The organism is Massilia sp. H6, from assembly GCF_024802625.1.
Taxonomy (GTDB): domain Bacteria; phylum Pseudomonadota; class Gammaproteobacteria; order Burkholderiales; family Burkholderiaceae_D; genus Telluria.
This window is the reverse complement of the sequence record NZ_CP103371.1, coordinates 3,718,900-3,740,699: the sequence shown is the minus strand read 5'-3', so window position 1 is coordinate 3,740,699 and position 21,800 is coordinate 3,718,900. Positions and strand designations below refer to the sequence as shown.

14 protein-coding genes are annotated in these 21,800 nt (G+C 67.2%); 5 read left to right on the top strand and 9 right to left on the bottom strand.

Annotated elements, in window-relative coordinates; translation table 11 throughout:
• Nucleotides 1-75: 75 nt before the first annotated feature.
• On the top strand, nt 76-825 hold the full coding sequence (locus NRS07_RS16715) for an MBL fold metallo-hydrolase (protein ID WP_259208944.1): 750 nt from the start codon (nt 76-78) through the stop codon (nt 823-825).
• A gap of 40 nt (nt 826-865) precedes the next feature.
• Here the strand turns inward: NRS07_RS16715 and NRS07_RS16710 are convergent, their stop codons facing one another.
• From NRS07_RS16710 to NRS07_RS16695, 4 genes are all read right to left on the bottom strand, one after another.
• On the bottom strand, nt 866-2,320 hold the full coding sequence (locus NRS07_RS16710; RefSeq protein WP_259208941.1) for an FAD/NAD(P)-binding protein: 1,455 nt from the start codon (nt 2,318-2,320) through the stop codon (nt 866-868).
• Complete coding sequence (locus NRS07_RS16705) at nt 2,313-9,389, bottom strand: non-ribosomal peptide synthetase/type I polyketide synthase (RefSeq protein WP_259208939.1); 7,077 nt, start codon at nt 9,387-9,389, stop codon at nt 2,313-2,315. Before NRS07_RS16705 ends, NRS07_RS16710 begins: the two co-directional genes overlap by 8 nt.
• A gap of 296 nt (nt 9,390-9,685) precedes the next feature.
• Nucleotides 9,686-10,027 carry a hypothetical protein gene (locus tag NRS07_RS16700; protein WP_259208937.1) on the bottom strand — a complete coding sequence of 114 codons (342 nt, stop codon included), beginning with the start codon at nt 10,025-10,027 and terminating at the stop codon, nt 9,686-9,688.
• A gap of 54 nt (nt 10,028-10,081) precedes the next feature.
• On the bottom strand, nt 10,082-12,352 hold the full coding sequence (locus tag NRS07_RS16695) for a CHASE domain-containing protein (protein ID WP_259208934.1): 2,271 nt from the start codon (nt 12,350-12,352) through the stop codon (nt 10,082-10,084).
• 207 nt (nt 12,353-12,559) lie between these two features.
• On the opposite strand from NRS07_RS16695, the gene NRS07_RS16690 reads away from it, so the two are divergent.
• The 4 genes from NRS07_RS16690 (at nt 12,560) to NRS07_RS16675 (ending at nt 16,403) form a co-directional block, all read left to right on the top strand.
• The gene (locus NRS07_RS16690; protein WP_259208932.1) at nt 12,560-12,994 is read left to right on the top strand and encodes a hypothetical protein; all 435 of its coding nucleotides are present in this window, start codon (nt 12,560-12,562) and stop codon (nt 12,992-12,994) included.
• A 91-nt stretch (nt 12,995-13,085) separates the two neighbouring features.
• Nucleotides 13,086-13,706 carry an LON peptidase substrate-binding domain-containing protein gene (locus tag NRS07_RS16685; RefSeq protein ID WP_259208930.1) on the top strand — a complete coding sequence of 207 codons (621 nt, stop codon included), beginning with the start codon at nt 13,086-13,088 and terminating at the stop codon, nt 13,704-13,706.
• An 8-nt stretch (nt 13,707-13,714) separates the two neighbouring features.
• Nucleotides 13,715-14,470, top strand: a complete 756-nt coding sequence (locus NRS07_RS16680; RefSeq protein WP_259208928.1) for a hypothetical protein — start codon at nt 13,715-13,717, stop codon at nt 14,468-14,470.
• 265 nt (nt 14,471-14,735) lie between these two features.
• Nucleotides 14,736-16,403: a DEAD/DEAH box helicase gene (locus NRS07_RS16675; RefSeq protein WP_259208926.1), complete on the top strand. Its 1,668-nt coding sequence runs from the start codon at nt 14,736-14,738 to the stop codon at nt 16,401-16,403.
• Between the two features lie 133 nt (nt 16,404-16,536).
• On the opposite strand, the gene NRS07_RS16670 is transcribed toward NRS07_RS16675, so the two are convergent.
• Genes NRS07_RS16670 through NRS07_RS16650 form a run of 5 tightly spaced genes read right to left on the bottom strand, consistent with a single transcriptional unit; the run spans nt 16,537 to nt 21,733 of the window.
• Nucleotides 16,537-18,648, bottom strand: a complete 2,112-nt coding sequence (locus NRS07_RS16670; RefSeq protein WP_259208924.1) for a hypothetical protein — start codon at nt 18,646-18,648, stop codon at nt 16,537-16,539.
• A 20-nt stretch (nt 18,649-18,668) separates the two neighbouring features.
• On the bottom strand, nt 18,669-19,463 hold the full coding sequence (locus NRS07_RS16665) for a PIG-L deacetylase family protein (protein WP_259208921.1): 795 nt from the start codon (nt 19,461-19,463) through the stop codon (nt 18,669-18,671).
• Nucleotides 19,453-20,322 carry a GNAT family N-acetyltransferase gene (locus NRS07_RS16660; RefSeq protein WP_259213317.1) on the bottom strand — a complete coding sequence of 290 codons (870 nt, stop codon included), beginning with the start codon at nt 20,320-20,322 and terminating at the stop codon, nt 19,453-19,455. The genes NRS07_RS16665 and NRS07_RS16660 overlap by 11 nt, the downstream gene beginning before the upstream one ends.
• The gene (locus NRS07_RS16655) at nt 20,322-20,711 is read right to left on the bottom strand and encodes a GtrA family protein (RefSeq protein ID WP_259208919.1); all 390 of its coding nucleotides are present in this window, start codon (nt 20,709-20,711) and stop codon (nt 20,322-20,324) included. The genes NRS07_RS16660 and NRS07_RS16655 overlap by 1 nt, the downstream gene beginning before the upstream one ends.
• Entirely contained in the window at nt 20,708-21,733 is a 1,026-nt protein-coding gene (locus tag NRS07_RS16650; RefSeq protein WP_373889832.1) for a glycosyltransferase family 2 protein, read from the bottom strand. The genes NRS07_RS16655 and NRS07_RS16650 overlap by 4 nt, the downstream gene beginning before the upstream one ends.
• Nucleotides 21,734-21,800: the final 67 nt, after the last annotated feature.

Here is a 21,800-nt window from a genome sequence, read left to right as displayed (position 1 = left end):
TGGGCCATGCCTGCGGCTCCACGCAACGACGCAATGCGAGCGCAGGCGTATCCATTTTCCGTGAGAGAGAACCGCATGATTTTCCGCCAGCTCTTCGAGCCCCTGTCCAGTACCTACACCTACCTGATCGGCTGCCCCGATACCGGCCAGGCGGTGCTGATCGATCCGGTCATCGCCACGATGGACCGTGACCTGGCCGAGCTCGGGCGCCTGGGTCTGACGCTTGCCTACAGCATCGATACCCACGTGCACGCCGATCACATCACGGCGGCACTCGAGCTCAAGAAAAGGGTCGGGAGCGCGATTGCCGCACCGGCAGCCGAACGCGTCGCATGCGCCGATGTCCAGCTAGAAGAAGGCAAGCCATTCCGGGTAGGCAGCATGGAATTCCAGCCCCTGCATACACCCGGTCATACGTCCGGACATTTTACTTACGTGCTGGGCGAGCGCGCATTTACCGGCGATGCCTTGCTGATCGAAGGCTGCGGCCGGACCGACTTCCAGCAGGGCGATGCCGATGCCCTGTATCACAGCGTGCGCGGCAAGCTGTTCGCGCTGCCTGACGATACGCTGGTGTACCCGGCACACGACTACCAGGAGCGGCGGGTGTCGACCGTGATGCAGGAAAAGAAGCGCAATCCCCGGCTCGGTGGCGACCGCACGATCGAAGAGTTCCGGCTGATCATGGCTAACCTCAATTTGCCGTACCCAAAGTTCATCGATTATGCGGTGCCTGGCAACAAGCAATGCGGTGTGTGTCCAGCAGACTTGCCGGAAAATCTCGGCAAGTACTGCGAACAGATGACGGAAAGCCGTCAAGGCTGATCAGGCTGCCTGCTGACGCAGGCTGCGATGGCAGCACAACCTAGTCTTGCCTCAAGATGGTCTGGGCCACCTCGACCGCCTGCTGCCGCAGGTGGGGCAAGGCGATACTGTCCCAGAAGGTGCCGCGCAGCAGGGGCCCCATGGCCAGCACCAGCGGCGACACCTGATCTCCATTGACCAGGGCCCGCAGGCTGGTATCGACCCGGATACCCATGTTCATGTCGTCCGGCTCGATGAGTTTTTTGTCGAGCAGTTGGCGCAGTATCGGCGATGTTGTATCGGCCATGCGCACGTTCGGGCCCAGGCAATTGACAACCAGGTCGGCGCGCAGGGTGCGCACCCGTAGCGGGTCCGGGCCATCCTGGATCCGCACGCACAGCTGCTTTTGGTCGGTCTCTACTGCCAGCACGCTGCCCCGGCATATGCGAATTTTCTGCTGCGCCACGGCTTGCTGCAGTTCGGCGTGCAGCGAGGGCGCGATCTGCTGGCGCAGTATCTTGAAGCGGGTAGCGTATCGGCTGACAAACAACTGTTTGTCGGCCAGGTTCAGATTGCGCCAGATAGGTGTCACCTGGGGACCGATCTTGCCCAGCAGCCGCGCCGGATGGCCGCCCGCCAATGTGACCCGGGCGGCGTGTTCGCTGAACAAGTCCAGCAGCTCCTGCAAGCGCAGTCCGGTCAGGTCGACGCCGGCGGGCGGCCAGTCCTGCGTACCTTCCATCCGTTCGCCGGCGCTGAAATGCGGTAGTGGCAGCAGCGCATGGCGCGAGAGCGCAGTAATGCTGCCGCGCCAGTCCAGCCGCAGCAGGGTCAGCATGATATCGACCGCAGTCAAGCCGGTGCCGAGCAAGACCACGTCCCGGTTGCGGTCGGTGCCCGCCAAATGGGGCAACCAATCGCTCCAGGGGTTGGCCACCCAGCCCGGATGCCCCGTCACCGCCGCGCTGGAATAGCCCGGCGGGCCGGCCGGCGCTTCGTTGCCGGTCGCCAAGATGATCCTGTGCGCAGGCAGGCGCCGGCCGTCCCGCAGCACGACATGGGCGCCGGTCGGTACGACATGTTCGACGTCGACCGCTTCGCCGTCGAGGTAGCGGATGGTCACGCCATTGACGCGCAACTCGCCGACATACTCGTGCATCAGGCTCTGCAGGTAGCGGCCGTACAGGCGCCGCGAAACAAACGCTTCGGGCAGCCGGTCCGGTTCCAGCGCCTGCATTTCCGGATCCCGGGCACGGTCTTGCGTTTGCAGCCACTCCACGAAGTGCAGCAGATTGTCAGGGAAGGCCGACAGCATATGGGCCGGGAGCGTGACCAGGTGTTCCATGCAGGCGGTGTCATAGGCGACCCCGCAGGCCGGCTGGTAGCCGGTATTGACCACCGTCACCGACACCGGACGCCCCGCGGCCAGGCGGGCCAGCTGGATGGCTGCCATCGTACCGCTGAAGCCCCCGCCGACCACCACCACCTGCAGCGCTGCCAGTGCCGCGTCAATCATGTACGCCCACTCGGGCGTGCGGCTGGGCAGCGTCGGCTGTTTTACTGCCGAGCAGGCGCCGGGCAATCGCCTGGGCGCTGGCCCCGACCATCACGCCATGGTGGTCGCCCGGCACCGCCAGCACTTCCAGCGTGCCAGGTGCCAGCTCGCGCCAGCCAAGCTCGGGTTCATTGAACTGGGGACCAAAGCCTTCGGTTCCGGCAAACAGCAGGAGCGGGCCGTTCCAGGGCTGCGGCTGGTAACTGCGCAAGGCTTCGTCGTTGGCCTGGGTAACCGCCAGCAGCTGGCGCACCCCTTCAGGGGCCGTGCCGGCCGGAAGCAGGCCTTGCCGCATGGCCGCCCCCTGGACCTGCACCCAGTGTTCGTCGGCGGGCGTGCTGCGCAGCGCTTCCCAATCCATCGCCAGCTTGGGAAACAGGATACCCAGCATGACCGCATCGTCGCTGAGCCAGTCCTTGCGCGCCATCTGGCCGTAGGCGCTGTTGCGGTAGAGCGGGCGCAGGCTGGCATTGTGCGCGCGTGAATCGATCAGGGCCAGCATCGACACCTGGTCGCCGCCGCGTTGCAACTGCTGCGCCATTTCGAAGGCGATGCACCCGCCCATCGAATGCCCGGCCAGCTGGTAAGGTCCGGCCGGCTGTTGGGCCTTGATCAGGCCGATGTAGTCGGCCGCCATGGCTTCGATCGTGCGCAGCGGCTCGGATTCGCCTTGCAGGCCGCGTGCCTGGATGCCGAACACCGGCTGCTCCAGGCCCAGGGCGCGTACCAGTTCGACATAGCCGGTGGTGTGTCCGCCATAGGGATGGACACAGAAGATGGGCGGCCGCGTACCGGTGCTGCGCAAACCCACCAGGCGCGCGCTGCGGGCGGGCTGGCCCGAGCGCAGCGCGCGGGCCAGCCCGCCCGGGGTGGGGTTTTCCAGCAAGAGCGCGCTGGGCAGGCTGCTGCCGAAGACCTGCTCGAGCCGGATGACGACGCTCAGCGTGGACAGCGAGCTGCCGCCCAGGTCGAAGAAATTGTCGGCGGGCGCCACCGCGTCGATGCCGAGCACCTCTTCGAAAATGGCGCAGACCTGGCGCTCGGCACTGTCGGCCGCAGGCGCAGGCGCAGGCGGATCCAGCCGCATCGGCACTGCCGGCATGCCGGGCGCGGCTTGCACGCCGTGCGTCGCCGTCGCGGCCGTCGCTGCCGATGATGTCGGCGCGGCCGGCCAATACCGGTGCCGGTCGAAGGGATACACCGGCAGGCCGATGCGGCGCCGCGCCACGCCCAGGTGCAGCCGATCCCATGCCGGCTCGGCGCCGTGCCCGGCCCAGACCTGGCCGACGCCGTGCAGCAGCGCCGCGCAATCCGAGGGCTCGGCGCTGGTGGCCAGGGTCGGGCCGGCATGACGCACGTGGTGGCGCAGGGGATGGCGACGCAAGATGGCGCTGAAGGTCTGTCCCGGGCCGACTTCCAGGAAAATTCCATCGGGCGCTTCGAGCAGGCGTGCCAGTCCCGGTGCGAACAGGACGGTCTGGCGCAAGTGGCGCACCCAGTGCTGGGGGCTGGTGGCCTGTTGCGCCGTCACCCAGGTTCCGGTGACGTTGGTGATATAGGGAATGCGCGGCGCATGCAGTTGCACTTCTTCTACCAGCGCCTGGAATTGCGCGAGCACCGGGTCGAGCATGGACGAATGGAAGGCGTGCGAGGTGGGGATGCGCTTGCAGCGCAGGCCGGCGGCCGCGACAAGCGGCTCGATGGCGTCGACGGCGGGAACCGGCCCTGCCAGCACGCACGCTTGCGGACCGTTGACCACGGCCAGGCTGATCTCGCCGCCCACGAAGGGCAGTAATTGCTCGGGGTCTGCCTCGACGGCCAGCATGGCGCCGGCCGGCAGTTGCTGCACCAGCCGGCCGCGTGCCGCCACCAGCGTCAGGGCGTCGCCCAGGGACAGCACGCCGGCCAGGCAGGCCGCCACGTATTCGCCCAGGCTGTGGCCGATCATGGCGTCGGGCTGGACCCCCCAGTGCATGAGCTGGCGCGCCAGCGCATATTCCACCACGAACAGCGCCGGCTGGGTGATTGCTGTTTGCGCCAGGCGCAGGGTGGCCGCCTGCAGCAGATCCGGTTCCGGATACAACAAGGTGCGCAGGTCGCAATCGAGCAAGGGCTGCAGGATGCGCGCGCAGTCGTCCACGCACGCGCGGAACTGCGGCGCCTCGGCGTACAGTTCGCGTCCCATGTTCACCTTCTGCAATCCCTGTCCCGGAAACATGAAGCTCACGCGCGGCTTGGCGCCTGGCGCGGCAGCTGCGCACGCCGGCCGCGCCAGCATCTCGCGCGCCTGCGCGACACTCGTGCAGGCAAGCGAGCGGCGCAGCGGCAGTTCGGCGCGCCCCAGTTGCAAGGTATAGGCCACATCGGCCAGGTTGGCCTCGGGGTGCGCCGCGAGGTAGCTGGCCAGGTTGGCGGCCAGCGCGTGCAAGGCGGTCTCGGAGCGCGCCGACAGGTTCAGGAGCTGGGCCGGCAGGCCGCCGCTGGCCGAGGGCGGCTGGCTGGCTTGCTCCAGGATGACGTGGGCATTGGTGCCGCCGATGCCAAATGAACTGACCGCGGCGCGGCGCGGCGATGCCGACGCCGGCCACGCGACCAGCGTCGGGTTGACGCGAAACGGCGTCTGCTCCAGCCCCAGTTTCGGATTGGGCGACTGGAAATGCAAGGTCGCGGGCACCTGGCCATGGTACACGGCCAGTGCCGCCTTGATCAGGCCGGTCACGCCGGCAGCGGCATCGAGGTGGCCGACGTTCGTTTTCACGGAGCCGAGCAGGCAAAAGCCTTTATCCGGCGTATGACGGCGGTAGGCCTGGGTGAGGGCGGCCACTTCGATCGGGTCGCCCAGCGGCGTCGCGGTGCCGTGCGCTTCGACCAGTCCGATCGTGCGCGGGTCGACCCCGGCCCGTTGCAAGGCCTGTTCGATGACGGCCGCCTGGCCCTCGACGGCCGGGGCGGTGTAGCCCACCTTGGCGCCGCCGTCGTTGTTGATGGCCGACCCCTTGATGACTGCCCAGATGGTGTCGCCGTCGGCAGTGGCATCGGCCAGGCGCTTGAGCGCCACCAGGGCGCCACCGCTGCCGCGCACAGTGCCGCTGGCGCCTGCATCGAAGGCGCGGCAGCGCCCATCGGGCGACAGGATATGTCCTTCCTGGTACAGGTAGCCGGCGCCATGCGGCACTTCGATCGACACGCCACCGGCCAGGGCCAGGTCGCAGTCGTCCTGCAACAGCTGCTGGCAGGCCAGGTGCAGGGCTACCAGCGAGGTCGAGCAGGCGGTTTGTACCGCCAGGGCCGGGCCGCGCAGGTCCAGCTTGTAGGCCACCCGGGTCGACAGGAAATCCTTGTCGTTGAGGATGGTGGTTTGGAACAGCTCCGCGGCCGATGCCGGATTGGTACTAAGGAAGTGCAGCATGTAAGCGGCGCGGCCGGTGCCGCCATACACGCCCACGCGCCCGGCCGTGGCGCCGCCACCATAGCCGGCATGCTCGAGCGCCTGCCAGGCCACTTCCAGGAACTGGCGCTGTTGCGGATCCATCAGCAGGGCTTCGCGTGGCGGATAGCCGAAGAAGGGCGCGTCGAAGCACTCCACGCCGTCGAGCGTGCCCTTGCGCCGCACGTAGCGCGGCTGCCCGTGCAGCGCGGGATCGACGCCGGCGTCCTGCAGCTGCTGGTCGCTCAGCTCGGTCACCGATTCGACCCCGGCGCACAGGTTGCGCCAGAACGCGTCGATATCGTTTGCGCCCGGAAACTTACCGGCCATGCCGACGATGGCGATGTCCTGGCTCGCCCCCCGGGTGCGGGCGGCCCGCGGCGCAGCCGGCTCGACCGGCACAGCCTTGTCGCCGGCGCCCACCCCCTGGGTCGTGCGCAGGTGCCTGGCCAGCAGCCGAATGGTCGGGAAGCGGAACAGGTCGACGGTCGCCACCACGATGCCAAGCTGTTCTTCCAGCAGCACTTCCACTTGCACCAGGCTGAGCGAGTGCCCGCCGGCGTCGAAGAAGCTGTCGTCGATGCTCACCGCACTGACCGCGAGTACCTCGCACCAGATCGCGGCAATCTGTCTTTCCAGCTCGTCGCGCGGCATGGCGGCCGTGGCCTCTACCCGGTGTTCGGGCGGGGCCGGCAGGGCGCGCCGGTCGATCTTGCCGTTGGGGGTGGAAGGCCAGGCATCGAGCAGCACGAAGTCGGCCGGCACCATGAAGTCCGGCAGGCGCGACTGCACATGGGCGCGCAGGGCGGCGGGGGTCACGACAGCGCCCTCGTGTGCGATGGCATAGGCCACCAGCGCCTGGTCGCCACCCGGGCATCCGCGCGCCAGCACCAGCGCCTCGCGGATGCCGGGCCACTCGCCGATCACGGCTTCGAGTTCGCCCAGTTCGATGCGGAACCCACGAATCTTCACCTGATGGTCTAGGCGCCCGAGAAATTTCAGGCCGCCATCGGCCTCGCGCCGCACCAGGTCGCCGGTCTTGTACAGGCGCTCGCCGCAGGGCGCCGTAATGAAGCGCTCGCGGGTGAGCTCGGGGCGGTTCAGGTAGCCGCGCGCCAGGCCAGTGCCGGCGATGTGCAGCTCGCCGGCCACGCCGATCGGTACCGGCTGCAGGTGCGCATCGAGCACGTGCACGCGCGTGTTGGGCAGTGGCCCGCCGATACTCACCGATTCGACCAGCGGATGCATGCGGGCCATGGTGGCGCACACGCTCGCTTCGGTCGGGCCGTAGGCATTGATCATGCGGCGCCCGTCGCTCCAGCGGCGCGCTAGCTCGAGGCTGCAGGCTTCGCCGGCCGTAATGATGGTGTGCAGGCCCGGCACGTCGGCCGGACGCAGCAGCGCCAGCACCGATGGCGGCAGGGTCACCACCGAGATGGCGTTGTCGTTGATGGTATTGACCAGCGCCGAGCCCGGGATCAGGTCCAGCTTGGGCGCCAGGCACAGGCTGGCGCCGGCGCCCAGCGCCGTGAATATCTCCGACACCGAGGCGTCGAAACTGGACGAGGCAAATTGCAGCATCCGGCTCGCGGGCCCGACGGCAAAGCCATCCATCAAGGCGTGCACCAGGTTGCTCAAGCCGCGGTGCTCGAGCAGCACGCCCTTGGGGCGGCCGGTCGAGCCGGAAGTGTAGATGACATAGGCCAGCTCGGCCGGGCCAATGTCAAGATCGAGGTCGTGCGAGGCTTCCTGGGCGATGCTGTCCCAGTCGCGGTCGAGGCAGACCTGGCGCGCTGCGCTGGCGGGCAGCACGGCCTGCAGGCTGTCCTGGGTTAGCAGCAGGCGCAGGCTGGCATCGTCGAGCATGAAGGCCAGCCGGTCCTGCGGATAGGCGGGGTCGAGCGGCAAATAGGCGGCACCGGCCTTGAGGATGGCCAGTACGCCGATCACCAGCTCGGCCTGGCCGCGTTCCATGCTCAGTCCGACCAGCTGGCCGGGCTCCAGGCCCTGGCGCTGCAGATAACGGGCCAGCTGGTTGGCGCGGCGGTTGAGTTCGTCGTAGCGCATGCTGCGGCCGCCATACCGCAGTGCCTCGGCTTCAGGTGCGCGCGCCACCTGCTGCTCGAACAGCTGGTGGGCACAAGCCTGGGAGTAGGGCGTGGCGGTGGCGTTCCAGGCGGCGCTGGCCAGCTGTTCGCGTTCGGTCAGCATCGGCAGGCGCTCGACCGCTTGGTCCGGTGCCTGCGCCGCGCTTTGCAACAGGGCCTGGTAATGCTCGACCAGGTAGGCGATGCTGTCCGCATTCCACAAGTCGGTGTTGTACCAGCACACCGCGCGCAGCGACTCGTCGACTTCTTCCACCACAAAATCGAGGTCGAACTTGACGGTGTGCTGTTCGAGCGGGTACGAGTCCAGGCGCAGGCCGGACAGGTCGAGACTGGCGCCCGCCAGCCCCATGCGCGCGGCAGCCACGCCTTGCAGGTGCGCCAGCTGCGATTTCTGGTAAGTGAAGGCCACCTGGAACACCGGGCTGCGCGACAGGTCGCGCGGCAGGCCGAGCTTTTCCACCAGCAGCGGGAAGGGAAAGTCCTGGTGCTCGCGCGAACCGACCAGCACCTTGCGCACCCCGTGCAGCAGCTCCGAGAAAGTAGAGGCGCCATCGAGCTGGCAGCGCAGGGCGCAGGGGCTGGCAAAATAGCCTACGGTGCGTGCATAGCCTTCGGGCGGACGCCCGAAGCGCGGCGAGCCCACGACGATGTCGTCCTGGCCCGTATAGCGGTAGAGCAGCACGTAGAAGGCCGCCAGCAAGACCGTGTAGAAGGTGACGTCTTCCTGGCGCGCGAGCGCGCGAATCTGGGCGGTCAGCTCCTTGTCCAGGGTAAAGGCATGGCCGGCGCCGGCATGGGTTTGCACGGTAGGGCGCGGACGGTCGGTGGGCAAGTCCAGGCTGGGCGGTGCCGCCAGCTGCGAACGCCAATAGGTCCAGTGCTCGTCGGCACGGCTGGATGCAAGCAAGTCCTGCTGCCAGCCGACATAGGCGGTATATGCCAGCGTGTCCGGGGGGAGCTCTGGCGCATGGCCGCCGACTGCGGCGCGGTAGAGCAGGCCCAGTTCTTCCATCAGCACGATCAGCGACCAGGTATCGGTGGCGATATGGTGGCTGTTAAACAGCAGTACGTGCGCGTGTTTGCCGGCGCTGGCGGCGCGGGTAAACAGATGGCAGCGAAAAATGGGGCCGTGCGCCAGGTCGAACGGTGCATGGGCCGTGGCGCTCAGGCGCGCGTGCAGGCGCGCGTCGTCCCAGTCGCTGGCATCGACCCGTTCGAAACTGACCGGCAGGCGCGCGTGCACCAGCTGGACCGGCTCGCCATGCGGCGCCGAATAGGTAGTGCGCAGCACCGGATGGCGATCGACCAGCGCCTGCAGGGCATCGCGCAGGGCATCCGGGTCGAGCGGCGTGTCGATGGTCCAGGCCATTGGCAAGCCGTATTCGGCGCCAGCCGGATTCATGTTCCACAAGAACCACATCGCGCGCTGGCCGCGCGAAAGGGGGCTGGCCACCGGCGTGGCAGGGGCGGTGTCGTCGGCTGGAAGACTGGTCATGTGAGCGATGGGAAGAAGGTAAAACCGGGCATGACCGGCCTGGACGCGGCTGACCAGACAGCCAGCGCGGCTTCAAGACGGGTCGCTGCTCCGACGGGAAAGGGTGTTTCCAGGGGGTTCAGGGAAGGTGTGGTGGGTGGCGCCCGCTGCGGGCACTGTCATTACGCACTCGGGCAAGGCGCTATGATAGAGGCAGGGTGGAATTAAGTTAAGGAATTCATTCTCAGCGCGAACAAATAGCGCGCCATCTGTATTATTTTCGTGAACCCAGACGCTGCGATGCGCAAACACGCAGCTCAGTCATCGTGCTCGGAGTCGCTGCGCATCGCCAGGCCCTTGCTGCTCGCCCTGCTCTTGAGCCAGTCCTGGCCACCGGCTTTGAGCGCCCTGGCGATCGCCTCTGGCGGCAGCTTGTACACCGTGGCCCAGGTGGCGCGGCCATCGGCATCGTTGGACGGAAAACTGTCGGTCTCGATCGGCCAGTGGTATTTGCGCTTGAGCGCGCGGACGATGGCGGCGAGGGTAATGCGTCCGCGCATCGGCTCGGCGCCGGTCTGGTCGGCATTCGACAGCAGTACCGCGAGCACGGCGCCGCGGGTGGTCAGCGGACCGGGGAAAATGGGGGTCTTTTTGGGCATGCAGCAATTGTAGCTGCGCCGGCCCGCGGCCGGCAGCACGCCGTGCTGCTGCCCTCAGTGCGGCGCGGCCATGCCAGGAGTGCCGGGCGGCTGCGCCGGCGCCGTATGGCGCGGCAGGTAGATCGTCACCGTCGTGCCCTTGCCGGGCGCGCTGTCCAGCCGGATATCGCCGCCGCTCTGGCGCGCGAAACCGTGCGCCATCGACAGGCCCAGGCCGGTTCCTTCGCCTTCGGGCTTGGTGCTGAAGAAGGGCTCGAAGGCGTGCTCCATCACTTCTGGCGGCATGCCGTGGCCAGAGTCGGCCACCGCGACCGCAACATAGTCGCCCGGCGCCAGCTCGTGGTCTTTGTCGATGGTGACATTGTTAAGACGCAGCTCGATGCGCCCGCAGCCATCCATCGCATCGCGCGCATTGATCACCAGGTTCAGCAACACGTTCTCGAGCTGGTTTGGATCGACCAGCGTCGGCCACAGCTCGGGCGGGACGTGTTTTTCAAGCGCGATGCCGTCGCCGGCGGCGCGCAGCACCAGGCTGTCCATGCGCTCGAGCAGTTCGCCGATATCGACCACGCCCGGATGCAGCGGCTGGCGCCGCGCGAATGCCAGTAGCTGGCCAGCGAGCTTGGCGCCGCGTTCGACCGCATCGAGGATGCTGAGCAGGCGTTTGCGGTTGGCGCCGTCTGCGCGCAGCATCAACTGCACATTGGCGCTGATGATGTGCAGGATATTGTTAAAGTCGTGGGCGACGCCGCCGGTGAGCTTGCCCACGGCTTCGAGTTTTTGCGAACGGGCCAGCGCCTGGCGCGCCTCGTCCAGGCGCTGCTGGCGCTGCAGCTCGCGCGCTTCGGTTTGCTTGCGCTGGGTAATGTCGCGCACGAAGGCGGTGGCGCCGACGCCGCTCGCGGTGTGCAGCACCGCCACGCTCAGTTCGGCCGGGATCGGGCGGCCATCGCGGTCCAGCACCGTCAATTCGGTCGCTCCGTCGAGCATCGCGCAGTGTCCGCTGGCGGCAAAGGCGTCGAAGGCGCTGCGGAAGGCGCCGCGCCGGTCTTCGGGTAATAACAATTCGGCATCGCGGCCAATCGCTTCTACTGCGCTCCAGCCGAACAGCCGGGTGGCCTGTGCATTCCAGTCGGTGATCCGGCCGCGCGCGTCGAGCGCCAAAAAGGCGTCGGGTGCGTTTTCCAGGATGACCTCGATGCGCTGCTGCTCGGCGGCGACCTGGTCGTGCGACTCGCGTAATTCGAGCGTCATTGCCTGCGCCAGTTGCAGGGCGCCGCGGCGCTGCCTGGCCAGCAGCCATACCACCACGCTGAGCAGCACGCCCAGGCCGGCGCCGCCTAGGGCGATCAGGCGCGGGCGCGTGGTGTCGAGGCTGTTTTCGAGTGCGGCGCTGGGGCGCATCGTGATGGTCCAGGTACGGCCGCCCGGCATGAGCTGGACGCGCGCGCCAAGCCCCGCCGCCCCGGACCGGGAAGCATTGGAGCGGTAGAGCAGCGCGGCAGCGTCGCCCGGCTCGCCATCGTGGATCTCGATATCGAGGTCGGTTGAGTGAGCGCCGCCCAGGCCCTGCATCAGGTCGTTCATGCGAAAGGGCGCATAGACCCAGCCGGCAATGGCGTCGCGGCGCTGCCCGACGGTGCCGGTCGGCTGGCCGGCGCGGTACACCGGCAGGTACATGATGACGCCGGCTTGCGGGGCGTCCTTGCCGTCCTGCACCAGCACCACCTTGCCGCTCAGGGCGGCCTGGCCGCTGTCGCGGGCGCGCTCCATGGCCGCGCGCCGTACCGGCTCGCTGAACATGTCGTAGCCAAAGGCGCGCAGGTTGCGTCCGCTAAATGGTTCGATGTGGGTAATGGCGGATACCAGCGCGCGTGCTGCGCCCCGCTCCAGCTCGGGACGCACCCGGTAATCGGCAAATCCTTCGCCCCGCATGGCCGCTTCGTGCGCCGTCAGCGCGTCGGCCGGCACGATGGTCGAGATGCCCAGCGCTTCGAGCCCCGGAAACGACTGCTCCAGGTCGAGCACCTGGTAATAGGCTGCCCAGTCGCGTGGCGCGATGTCGACCGCGCCGCGCAGGTAGCCGCGCGCGCCGCGCAAGACTTGCTCGTATACCGCCATGCGGCGGCTGATGCCAACCGCCATGTCGCGGGTACGGTAATCGAAGGTTTCCTGTAACTGCGCCTGGGCGGCGCGCCGGGCGCCGCTCCAGGCACTGTAGGTCATGAGCTGCGTCACCAGCAAGACCAGCAGTGCCAGCAGCAGCGGCAAGTGCCCGGAACCGGGCAGGGGAATGCGGCTGGCAGTGGATGGGAACTGCGGCATGGGTGCGGGCGCGCGGCGAGCGCCGTGAAGCAGGTTGATTGGAAACGCGCGAAAAGCAGTAGGATACGCATCCTTACAGGCTTGGGGCGCACGCGAAATGTTGCTCGGGCAACAATATCGGCGTTCAAAATTTATTCAATTCAATATTATGCGTTATTTTCCGCGTCGTTTCCCCGACCTGCCTGGCGCACCATCGCCCTGTACGGCATGAGTGCGGATGCAGCCTGGCGCCGCCACTGGCCGCTCACGGTGCTGGGGGGCGGCTTGCTGCTGGCGCTGCTGTGGGGCGCGCTGGCGCCCTTGCGCGGCAACAGCCATGAGCTGCCGCTCGATATCGCGCCCGGCAGCAAGCCATCTTCGGTGCGCCTGACCCTGGGCGTGCAAGATGTGCTGCTGCTGCGTAACCGCACCGGCGCCCCGCTTGTGTTCGGCCCCATGCAACTGGCGCCGGGCGGCGAATTCCGCTTGCCCTTCGACCAGGCGGGTGAGCACGCCATTGCCTGCCCGGTGCTGGCGGGCGGGACGCTGCTGGTGCGGGTGGTGCCGATGCCCGATCCCGGCCTGGAGCGGCTGCGCTGGCGCCTGGGCAACCTGGAGCGCGCGATCCGGACGCTGCCCTTGCAAGCTCCAGCAGGGGGCTAACGGGTAGCCGCCATGGCCGCAGGCCGGCAGCGCCGTTTTCGCCCCCTCAATCGTGCTCCGGTCTCTCGGGTGATTCTGTCATGATTGGATCATGTCGACGATTTCCATGCCGCTGTTCCCGCTCAGCACGGTACTGTTCCCGGACGGGGTGTTGCCGCTGCAGGTGTTCGAGGTGCGCTATCTCGACATGATCAGCCGCTGCCTCACCGACGACCTGCCGTTCGGGGTGGTGTTGCTCACCCAAGGGCAGGAAACGCGTCAGCCCGAGGGCGAACCAGAACGCTTCGCGGCCGCCGGCACCATTGCCTCGGTCACCGAAACCACCACCACTTCGCCCGGGTTGCTGCAGGTGCTGTGCCGGGGCGGGGCGCGTTTCAAGGTGCTTACCGCCGAACAGCGCCTGAACGGGCTCTGGATGGCCGAAGCCGAGCTGGTCGAAGGCGACCACACGGTGCGCGTGCCGTCCGAACTACAGGGTGCGTCCGACGCGCTCGACCGGGTACTGTCGTCGCTGCACGACGTGCCGCAGCACCGCTGGCCAGTGCAGCCGCCTTTCCGCCTCGACGATTGCGGCTGGGTGGCGAACCGCTGGTGCGAATTGTTGCCTTTGCCGAACCAGCAAAAGCACAATATGCTCATGCTCGACAATCCCGTGATTCGTCTCGAACTGCTGCACGATGTGCTCGACGAACACGGTTTGATTACCTCCTAGCGTGCCGTATGAACTTCTCGGACGACCTCCTGATTGCATACATCCACGGTGAGCTGGCCGATCCGGCGCGGGCGGCAGTCGAACGTGCCCTGCGCGTCGATCCGGTGCTGGCGGCGCGCGTCGCCCGGCACCGCAAGGAGCAGTCCAGCCTGGGGCGCTCGCATATCTTCCATGTCTCGGCCAACGGCCACGACGGCAACCACCGCAGCCAGCCGCCGCCGCGCGGCGCCAAGGTGGTCCATCTCGATGCCGTGCGCCCCGGACGTCCTTGCGCGCTGCCGCCGACCCAGCCACGCGATCCCGGATGGACGGCGCGGCACTTCGCCGCCATCGGCGCGGCGCTGGCCATGGGAGCCGTGGGCGGTGCCCTCGGCTGGGAGGCCTGGGGCCCCGATCCCGACATCATGAGCCTCATGACGAGCGATGGCGCACTGGTAGCGCGCGGCAAGCTCATGGACGCGCTCGGCGGCCAGCTGACCAGCCCCGGACCATCCGAATCCGGCGTGCGCATCGGCGTCACCTTCGTATCGAAAGACGGCAGCTATTGCCGCAGCTTCGTGATCGATACCACCGCCGGGCTGGCCTGCCGCGCAGGCGGACGCTGGACCATCCCGGTGCTGGCCCAGGCCAGGGCGGGCGCGGCCTGGGTCGACGGCAGCACGCTGCCGCCGGCGGTGCGGGCCGCCATTGACAGCCGCATCGTCGGCGCCACGCTCGACCCGGTAGAAGAACGCGCCGCCCAGCAGCGCGGCTGGACGCCTTGAGCTGCGCGCGCGAGCGTTGAAGACAGTGAAAAACTTCCCCGAAAACAGTAGCTTATATACAGGGGGGGCGAATTCAGGTATCGTGTAGGCCGCTAAACTGCGTCTACGTCCGCGCGTCCGAATCCTGGCGCCCCCGACAGCCTTTGCGGTCCGGTTCGCCGTCCCGCTGTTCCATCTGGAAGCTTTCCGCGCAGGCCAGTCGGGCTGTGCAGGCCGTGCCCGCAGGCGCAGCCCTAGAGCTAACGAAATACTGTCCAACAAGAATATGTCTGATACCCAGAACAATCCAGCCAGCGCCCCGACCGATACCGCCCCGATGACCGCGTCCGACCTGGTCCTGGCCGCCACTGCACCGGCAGCGCCTGCAGCCCGCCCGGACGCCGATGCGGCCGACGCGCTGCTCGACGCGCCGATCGAGCAGGTTGCCGCCGACGAGCAGCCTACCGTGCGCTTCGCCGACCTTGGCCTGGCGCCGGAAATCCTGCGCGCGTTGACCGACCAGGGGTATGTCCACCCGACCCCGATCCAGGCCAAGGCAATCCCGCTGGTGCTGCAGGGCCGCGACGTCATGGGCGCCGCCCAGACCGGTACCGGCAAGACCGCCGGCTTCTCGCTGCCGATCATCCAGCTCTTGATGGCGCATGCCAGCAGCAGCATGTCGCCGGCGCGCCATCCGGTACGCGCCCTGATCCTGACCCCGACCCGCGAACTGGCGGTGCAGGTGGCCGAGAACGTCAAGGCCTACGCCAAGCACACCCCGCTGCGCTCCACCGTGGTGTTCGGCGGCATGGACATGAAGGGCCAGACCATCGTCCTGAAGGGCGGCGTCGAGATCGTGATCGCCACCCCGGGACGACTGCTCGACCATATCGAACAGAAGAACGTCAGCCTGTCGCAAGTGCAGATGCTGGTCATGGACGAAGCCGACCGCATGCTCGACATGGGCTTCTTGCCCGACCTGCAGCGCATCATCAATTTGCTGCCAAAGAAGCGCCAGAACCTGATGTTCTCGGCCACCTTCTCGGCCGAGATCAAGCGGCTGGCCAACAGCTTCCTCGACAAGCCGGTGCTGATCGAAGTCGCGCGCAGCAATGCCACCGCCGACAAGGTCACCCAGATCGTCTACAAGGTAGAAGAAGAGCTCAAGCGCGACGTGGTCGAACACATCATCCGCGAGCGCAAGCTCAAGCAGGTGATTGTTTTCTCGAATACCAAGATCGGCGCTTCGCGCCTGTCGACCCACCTCGAGAAGAAGGGCATCAAGGCCTCGGCGATCCACGGCGACAAGACCCAGCAAGAACGCATGGCCGCGCTCGAGGCTTTCAAGCAGGGCGAGATCGAAGTGCTGGTCGCCACCGACGTCGCTGCACGCGGCCTCGACATCACCGACCTGCCGTGCGTGATCAACTACGACCTGCCGTACAACGCTGAAGACTACGTACACCGCATCGGCCGCACCGGCCGCGCCGGCGCCTCGGGCGACGCGCTGTCGGTGTATACCGACAAGGACGAGCGCCTGCTGGTCGATATCGAAAAGCTGATCAAGCAGACCATCACCCGTGGCGAGCTGACCGGCTTCGTGGCGCCATCGAGCCGCGCGCGCGATGGTGCGCGCGATGGTGCGCGTGGTCCAGCGCGCGATGCGACGCGCGATGCGACGCGCGATGCGGCGCGCGATGTATCACGCGAAGGCGAGCGCCGTAGCCGCCGTACCGAAGAAACCGGTGCCGCCCCGCGTGGTGCCGAGCGTAGCGAACGTGGCCCGCGCCCGAGCTATGGCAGTGCGCCGCGCCGTGATAAGGTCGACCCGTGGTTCCTCAAGCCCTACGAGCCATCGAGCGCCGCGCACAAGGAAACCGTCACGCCGCAGCCGGGCAGCAGCAAGCCGGGCAAGCAGCAGCTGGCTTATCTGCTCGGCGGCGGTCCGCGCTAGTCAAGGTCGACGGCGCCAGGCACGCGCCGTTCAATCCATCGTTTGACAACCGCGCCGGCATGATCACGCCGGCAAGCAGTCAATGCACAGGCGCTCTCCAGCGCCTGTTGTTGTTTACCGGCCTGTATCCCGATTAGCGCGTGGCCTGCGCCGGCAGGCTGCCGTCGGTGATGGTGATTTCGGCAATACCGATGCCGAGCTTGCGTGGATCGCCTGGCGAGCCGCGTTCGGCCGGCGACACCGGCTGCGGCACGTCGATCACCAGAGTGCGCGCGCTGCCGTCGGTATCGAAATGCAGGCCGATTTCCTGCAGATGCCACCCAACCCGGAATTCTTTCGTCACACCGCCGACGTGGGCCGTGAATGGCAGGGTCGCATTGATGTCATAGGCGCGCGCATTGAGCACCACGCCGACACGGCGCGGCAGCGGCTGTGCGAAGTGAATCACCACCTGCTTGGCGTCCGACCAGCGGCCCCAGGCTTCCGCATGCGACAAGCCTGCCATTGCGGTGATGAATTGCGGATCGGGCTGGGCCGACAGATGCAGGCGTCCCACCGGGCGGTCTGGTTCCGGCAGGCGCACCACGGTGTAGTGGGGCGTGTGCAGCACCCGGGTCAGGCTATCCGGAAGCTGGTTCTGGTCGCCCAGCAAGACCATCCACTTCTTGTTGATTGGCACCAGGTAGTCGGCGATCGGTCCCGGCGTCTCGAGCATCAGCGGCACGCTGTCCGGATGGTCGAGGTGGAACTGAACGCGCATGATTTGCGTCATGTCCGTGCCGGCGACCACCACCTGGCCACGGTCGGCTGGCGGCACGGTCTGGCGCATGAACTTGCCGACCGTGTCGGCGTGTCCCGGGGGGCGGTGCGCAGCCAGGTAGCGGCCGGCGCCGTCATGGCTGGCCGCCAGCGAAGCCGGCAGGGCCACGAACACGAACAGCAGTGGCGCGGCGCGCAGGCGGGCCGCCCAGGCCAGCAACAGCGCAAGCTGCAGCCCGATAAGAATCATGCCTGGCGGGCCGAGCAGGTCGATACCACCAATGTCGGGGCCATCCACGGTGTTCAACGCGTAACCATGCAGTCTCGATAGCGAGAACACCAGCACCGCGCCGAGGGCGAGCGCCAGCACCCAGCGCAGCCATGGCAGGGCCGACGCCGCCCGATCCTGCTGGCGCGGCGAGATCGCGGCCGCAGCCACGATGCACAGCAGTGGAAACACGAAGCTGTAATAGCGCAGGTGCAAGCGCAGGATTTCCCTGCTGCCCGGCGCGTCCAGGGTGGCGGTGTACAGTACCGTCACGCCGGCCGCGGCGCCCAGGGTCAGGAAGGTATAAATGTGCAACAAGTTGCGCGGGTCGGCAGCACCGGCCGCGCTGCGTGGGCGCAGGGCGCGGGTGAGCAATTCGTGCACCAGGATTGCCAGCGGTACGCCGTACAGGATCGCCAGCGCCATCAGGTGCCCGCGGCCGTTGATGAACGCCGGCGCCAGCAGCCGGAACGTGCTGGAGTTGCCGCTGGCGTTGACCGCGCCCTGGTAGAAGGGGCCAAGCAGGCTCAGGCCGGCCTCGCCGGCGATCAGCCAGCCCAGGCCAAACTTGATAACGACCGTGAATACTGCGGTTGCAGCGGCCACCACCAGGCCGCGCACCAGCCATGGCCCGCCGCGGTGCCAGCTCGCATAGACCAGGAAGGGGCACAGCGCCGGCAGCAGGAACAGCGCATGCACTTTCACCAGGCTCATGACGCCCAGTACCGTGCCGACCGCCAGCGCCTGCCACATCGGGTGCCAGTGCATGCGCGTGAGCGCCACCCAGCTCAGCACGCAAAAGCCAAAGTAATACGTGGTCTCCGGCATGAAATAGGCGGTGTACACGTTTAGCGGTGCAAGCGCCGACAGCACCGCCACGGCAAACGCCACCAGGCTGCTTGTGAAGCGGCGCGTGACCGCGTAGACAAAGGGCGCGGCAGCCATGAACAAAGCCAGGTTGCCGGCCCGTACACATTCCATGTAGCCGTCGCCGCAAGCCTTGGTGAAGCCGAAGATCCACAGGTAGAGATAGGACGGGACAATTGCATCGGGCAGTGCGGTCAGGCGCGCCATCTTGCTGTAGTACCACTCGTCGGCGAAAATGGTCGGGTGCAGTCCGACATTACGCTGGTACAGGAACCATGCGATGCAGGCGAGAGCGAAGGGCAGGGCCAGCGACCACGGGTGGCGGCGCAGGACAGAGTCGGGCGGGGTCATGCAGTGAACCTCTTGCTGTTTCAGGTGGCGGAATTGGTGGCGCGCCAGCGGGCGAGCGCGGCGTCTAACTGGGGCCAGGTAAAGAACTGGCGTTTTTCGTAATACAGGGCACCGGCGTGCGGGCGTTCGGCCAGGCGCGCGATGGCGACCGGCTGCAGTTGCTCGACGCCGCGCAGCAGATAGTGCAGCGCCACGAACGGGAACAGCCCGATCCAGGTCGTGCGCTGCGACGGGTAGGACAGGCAGGCGCGCAGGTGGCGCAGGCGGGCGCGCCATGGAATTGGCGTGGCGCGCGCCGGTCCGTTGGCCGGCAGCGGCGCCAGCACCCGGAACAGCGGGCCGGGCAAGCCGCGCGCCTGGTACAGCGAGAACTGCCAGGTGCGCGCCAACAGGCCGCGCGCGGCGGCCTGCAATACCGCCAGCGCATGCAGCGCGTCGTGGTCGTGGTGACCGCCTTCCCAGGCGGTGACGTGCAGCGAGTCGATTAGCCGGTAGCGGTCGAGCCAGCGCCCGATCCATCCCGCTGCGCGCTCCAGATGCAGTGGCAACTGCGCGTCGCCGATACCCAGTTCGAGACCGGCGAAATACACGTCTTGCGCCGCCACGCCAAGCCCGGCCAGCACCGCCAGCGATTCGCTGTTGCGCTGCTCGGCGCTGGCGCTTGCCGTGCGGCCATCGGTCAGGTAGGCGCAGGCCACGCGCAGCCCGCGTGCGCGGCAGTCGAGGATGCGCTGGAACACGCCGAACTCGTCGTCCTGGTGGGCGAACAGGAACAGCGCGGCCGGAGCGCTCGCAGGACCGGTCTCAGTAGGCATCGAAGTCGAGGAAGCTAAACGCAATGCGGCGCGGGTCGAGGGCAGGGGTGTGCGACGCGAATGCGCGCCAGATCAGGTTCAGCGGCGAGGGCCGCAGCCGCATCGGGATGCTGGCGTAATTCCAGTAGCTGCTGGTGGCGTCCGGCGCCAATCCGATAAACAGGCGCAGCGGCGACAGCACGGACGTTGCGCCGGCGATCGGCGCTGTCGCAGCTGGCGCTTCCAGTTCGGCGTAGGCCGGAATCAAGCTGCCCATGGCCGCCGCATGCAGTTGCAGAGGCTTGCCGCCGTGACCGGGTACCGCGTGTACGCGGTTGTGCGGGTTGGCGCAGCGCCACGCCAGCGTTTCCGGTGTCCAGCTGCGTTCGAATGACAGCGCGCTGGCCTGCGGCTTGGGCGCATGCCGCAGGCGGCCAAGGCCCACGCGCGCTTCCAGTGGACGCACCAGCTGGAAGCCGAGCTTGCGCACGAAGCCCGGGGTGCTGTTGGCGTTGGCTACGCCATACACGCCGTCGAAACCGGCCTGGGCGCCTGCTTCGTAGGTCATCGCCGCCAGCTTGGTGAACAGCCCCTTGCCCTGGTAGTCGGGATGGGTCGCCGTATTGAGCGACAGCAGCACCAGCACTTCCCGGCCCTCGACCCAGGCGCGCGCCGGCACGCACACGTAGTGGGCGGCGAGGCGCTCGCCATCCCAGGCGTCGAAACCGAGCGCGGCGCCGTCCGGATTGGCCACATACAGCCAGTCGAGGTAGGCGGGCGTGAATTTGCCGCTATCGGGGAAGCAGGCGGCGAACAGCGCGCCGTATCGGGCCAGGGCGGCGGGGTCGTTGCGTACGGGCGCAAAGTGCATCGGCTGCATCACTTGAAGATCCAGTATTTGCTGAGCAGATAGCCGTTCACTGCCACCAGCGGCAGCGACAGCAGCTTTCCTAGCAGCGGGTTGTCTAAGTTGGCCTCGGCCAGCGCCACGCAGCCGATGGTGAGCAAGTAGTTCACCCCCACCACGCACAGGTAGCGCGTGAAATTGGCCGGGCTGGCCGCAGTGTTGAAGGTAACACGGCTGTGGAAGGCATAGTTCACTAGCAGCCCGGCGCCGAAGCCTGCGCTGGCGGCGGCCGTGCTGGCCATGCCGCCGCTGAGCAGCAGCTGCATCAGGCCGACGTCGACCAGCGCGCACAGCAGCCCGCCGCCGATGAAAACGGCAAACTGGCGCGACAGCAAGCGCGAAGCCAATTGCGCCACTGTCATGTGCTGCTGCGGTACAGGGTTTTCTTGTGCAGCGGGTGGCGCGGCACCGAGGCCACGTCGTGCGCCAGGAAGGCCAGGATCAGCTGCACGCCCATGATTACCGGCAGTGCGGCCAGCATGACGGTACCGGCCGGCGTCTCGACGCCCGAGCGTGCCGAGACGATCCAGTGCGAGATGCCGAAAACGGCGCCGAAGGCCAGCAGCAGGATCCCGAGCGGCAGTTCGATCGAGGCGACCGACATGTTGCGCAGGTAGTAATTGTAGAACAGGCGCTTGCCGAAATTGCGCACATGCTTGGAAAAGAATTCGGTGACGATCTTGGAAATCTTCAGGTTGCTCACCTCGTCGCCATAGACAGCGTCCATCGGCACGTCCGACACCACCGCGCCGAGAATGTTAAGGCGGAACAGCATGTCCGATTCGAAGAAATAGCGTTTGCTGATCTTCTCGAAAGGCAGGTAGCGCGCCGCATCGGCATGGATCGCCGTGTAGCCGTTGGTAGGGTCGAACAGGTCCCAGTAGCCCGAAGACAGCTTGGTCATCAGCGACAGCACGGCATTGCCGAACAGGCGCATCGGCGGCATCGCCCCGATCCGCTCCAGGTTGAAGAAACGGTTGCCCTTGGTGTAGTCGGCTTCGCCAGCCAGGATCGGCGCCACGAAGTTCGGCAGCAGGGCGCCGTCCATCTGGCCGTCGCCGTCGATCTTGACCATCACCTTGGCGCCATCGGCGATCGCGGCGCGGTAGCCGGTCATGACAGCGCCGCCGACGCCCTGGTTCTCGGTATGTTCCAGCACGGTCACGCGCGGATCATGGCAGTTGGCGCGCACGAAGGCGCCGCTGGCGTCCGGGCACTTGTCGTCGACGACGTAGATGCGCGCGACTTCGGGGCCGATGCCCTCGATCACGCCCAGGATGTGGCGGGTGACCTTGTAGCACGGGATCACGACCGCGATCGCGTCCGCGCTGCCAAAGGCGCGGCGGATTGGGGCGTTCATGCTGGTGATATTGGGTGCGTTCATGGCGTACAAGTCGATAGGTGGTGCATATGGGGCGTGCGCGTGAGCATACCGCAAGGATGGCAAAATC